General features: G+C 67.6%; 4 protein-coding genes. 3 read left to right on the top strand and 1 reads right to left on the bottom strand.

Annotated elements, in window-relative coordinates; genetic code table 11:
• Positions 1 to 162 precede the first annotated feature (162 nt).
• Positions 163 to 711, bottom strand: coding sequence for an inorganic diphosphatase (gene ppa / locus V6M51_RS00960; RefSeq protein ID WP_332763841.1), 549 nt, complete (start codon positions 709 to 711; stop codon positions 163 to 165).
• 195 nt (positions 712 to 906) lie between these two features.
• On the opposite strand from ppa, the gene V6M51_RS00955 reads away from it, so the two are divergent.
• The 3 genes from V6M51_RS00955 to V6M51_RS00945 form a co-directional block, all read left to right on the top strand.
• Complete coding sequence (locus tag V6M51_RS00955) at positions 907 to 1,611, top strand: hypothetical protein (protein ID WP_332763840.1); 705 nt, start codon at positions 907 to 909, stop codon at positions 1,609 to 1,611.
• 117 nt (positions 1,612 to 1,728) lie between these two features.
• Positions 1,729 to 2,277: a ribosome maturation factor RimP gene (gene rimP, locus V6M51_RS00950; protein ID WP_305677806.1), complete on the top strand. Its 549-nt coding sequence runs from the start codon at positions 1,729 to 1,731 to the stop codon at positions 2,275 to 2,277.
• Between the two features lie 12 nt (positions 2,278 to 2,289).
• On the top strand, positions 2,290 to 2,939 hold a 650-nt coding region (locus V6M51_RS00945; protein WP_332763837.1), incomplete at its 3' end, for a NusA N-terminal domain-containing protein.

Genomic DNA, 2,939 nt, shown 5'->3' with positions numbered 1-2,939 from the left:
CGATTTGGGGGAGGTGGATCGTCGCCTCTTCGCGACGAGACGGAGGGGGTTGAAGCGCACAAGAGCGAGTCAAAGTCCCCCTCAGTCAGCTTCGCTGACAGCTCCCCCAGGAGGGGAGCATCTCTCTGATCAAGGCTCGTCGATCGCTAACGGACGGCAGAGCTAGTCCTTCCAGCCCTTGCCGGCGGCGTTGGCGCGCTCGATGCCCTGGCGGATCAGCTCGCCGGTCTCTTCGGGGTCGGCCCAGCGGACGATCTCCACCGACTTGCCCTTTTCCAGGTCCTTATAGTGCTGGAAGAAGTGGGCGATCTGCTCGGTGAGAATGGCCGGCAGGCTGCGCCAGGAATCCACGCCCGCATAGAACGGGTGCAGCTTGTCGACCGGCACCGCCAGGACCTTCTCGTCGCCGCCGGCCTCGTCGACCATCATCAGGGTGCCGATCGGCCGCACGCGGATCACCGCGCCGGGCACCACCGGGGTCGGGCCCACCACCAGCACGTCCATCGGATCGCCATCGTCCGACAGTGTGTGGGGGATGAAGCCGTAGTTGCCCGGATAGTACATGGCGGTATGCAGGAAGCGGTCGACGAAGATCGCCCCGGACACCTTGTCCAGCTCATACTTCACCGGCTCGCCGCCCTGCGGGATCTCGATGATGGCGTTGACGTCGTAGGGCGGGTTCACGCCGACGGGGATCTTGGTGATGTCCATGGGGAGGAGGACCTTGTCAGAACACAAAAAAGGAAGCGGGCGGTGTGTGGACTATTCGCGCGCTCCGGAAAAGGGCGGGGCGGCCCCGGCGCGTCGATTTGGCTCCGTTTGACGCAAAATCCCTCGTTGCGCGGCCCCGCCCGCGCTTGACAGGAAAACTACGAGCGTAAGTCTTCAGCCGTACGGAGCGTGCGAATGCTGGCCCTCGACCATCTGGCGATCTGGACCGAGCAGCGGGACAGCCTGGCCGCGCGCCTGTCCGAACTGACCGGCCTTCCGGTGTTGGACGGCTTCTTCCCAGACGGCCGCCCGGTGGCGCGGGGCGTGCGCTTCGCCGGCGGGGCCTTTGTCGATCTTCACCAGGCCGACCAGCCCGAGGGCCAGGTCTTCCTGGGCCTGCGGGGCGAGGTCGAGGCGGCCGAGCGCTTGGCGGTGCGCCAAGGCTGGCGGGTTCGATCTGGTCGTTGGCGCGAGGCGAGCGACGGATCGCCCTGGTCGATGCTGACCTTCCGTCGCGATCACGGCCTGCTCAACCGGGTCTTCGTGATCGAGTACGGCCCTCGGCCGGAGGCCTGGGGTTCGCCGGCCTTCGACCAGCCGCTGTACGACGCCGCGAACGCCCCGGCCGAGGGTGGGACCCTCCGCCGCGTCTGGCTCTCCACCCGCGATTCCGAGGCGTCGGGGCGGGCGCTGGAGGCCCTGGGGTTCGCGCCGTCCGGAGAGGTGGAAACGGTCTTCGAGCCTTTCGCCGGCAAGCTGTATCGCGGCCCGGCGGGGGACCTGGTGCTCGCGTCGGGCGAAACCGAGGCGGTGATCCGCTTCGACCTCACCGGACCTGGTCCGCCGACCTGCGAGCCGTTCGGCGAAGGCCTGCTCCTGACGATCGGCGAGACCCCGTGACAAGCCCCTTGCCGCGCGCTATATAGGCCTCCACATCGTCCGTTAGCGCTGGATAGCGCCTACGAGCGGCAGGCTTCGGCCCGGCCGCTTTTTTGTTGCCGGAGAGCGGCCAAGCTTATGCGTGGCAAGACCGCAGAAGATCAAAAGCTCCTGGAGCTGCTCGACCCCGTGGCCGAGGCGGCCGGCTATGAGATCGTGCGCCTGCGCCTGATGGGCGGCGAGCATGCCCGGCGCCTGCAGATCATGGCGGAGACGCCCGACGGCGAGATGGTGGTCGAGGACTGCGCGCGGTTGAGCCGGGCCATCTCCGAGATCATGGACGCCGCCGATCCGATCGCCGGGGAATACACGCTGGAGGTCTCCTCGCCCGGGGTCGACCGGCCGCTGACCCGGCTGAAGGACTTCGCCAATTACGAGGGCCACGAGGCCCGCATCGAACTCGACCGCGTGGCCGAGGGACGCAAGCGCTTCCGCGGCGTCCTGGCCGGGGTGGAAGACGAGAACATCGCCATCGACCTGGAAGGGGAGGAGGCCACCGCCCTCGTGCCCTTCGCCTGGGTGGTCGAGGCCAAGCTGATCCTGACCGATGCGCTGATGAAGCGCGGCGCCGAAGAGCGCGCCGCCCGCCTCGTCGGCGACGACCCGCAACAAGAGACCTCCGAATAAAGGACGAGACCCATGAGCCTGACCGGCATCTCCGCCAACCGGCTTGAACTGCTCCAGATCGCCGAGGCCGTCGCCCGCGAAAAGTCGATCGACAAGGAGATCGTCATCGAGGCGATCGAGGAGGCGATCCAGAAGGGCGCGCGCTCGCGCTACGGCGCCGAGCACGACATCCGGGTCCATATCGATCCCAAGACCGGCGAGACCACCGTCAAGCGGGTGGTCACCATCGTCGAGGACGGGGTGAGCTGGGACGTCGAGGCCGGCGAAGAGGAGCCGGTCGGCATCATGCGCCTGTCGGACGCCAAGCGGGTCTACAAGGACGCCGCGGTCGGCAAGACCTATGAAGAGATCCTGCCGCCCTTCGAGTTCGGCCGGGTGCAGACCCAGATGGCTCGCCAGGTGGTGACCGGCAAGGTCCGCGAGGCCGAGCGCGAGCGCCAGTTCGAGGAGTTCAAGGACCGCGTGGGCGAGATCGTCAACGGCGTGGTCAAGCGGGTCGAGTACGGCAACACCGTCGTCGACCTGGGCCGCGGCGAGGGCATCATGCGCCGCGACCAGTCGATCCCGCGCGAGAACTTCAACATCGGCGACCGGATCCGCTGCTACATCTACGACGTCCGCCGCGAGACCAAGGGTCCGCAGATCCTGCTCAGCCGCGCCCA

Source organism: Phenylobacterium sp., from assembly GCF_036677185.1.
GTDB lineage: Bacteria > Pseudomonadota > Alphaproteobacteria > Caulobacterales > Caulobacteraceae > Phenylobacterium.
The sequence above is the reverse complement of the archived record's forward strand: the minus strand, read 5'-3'. Positions and strand labels throughout refer to the sequence as shown.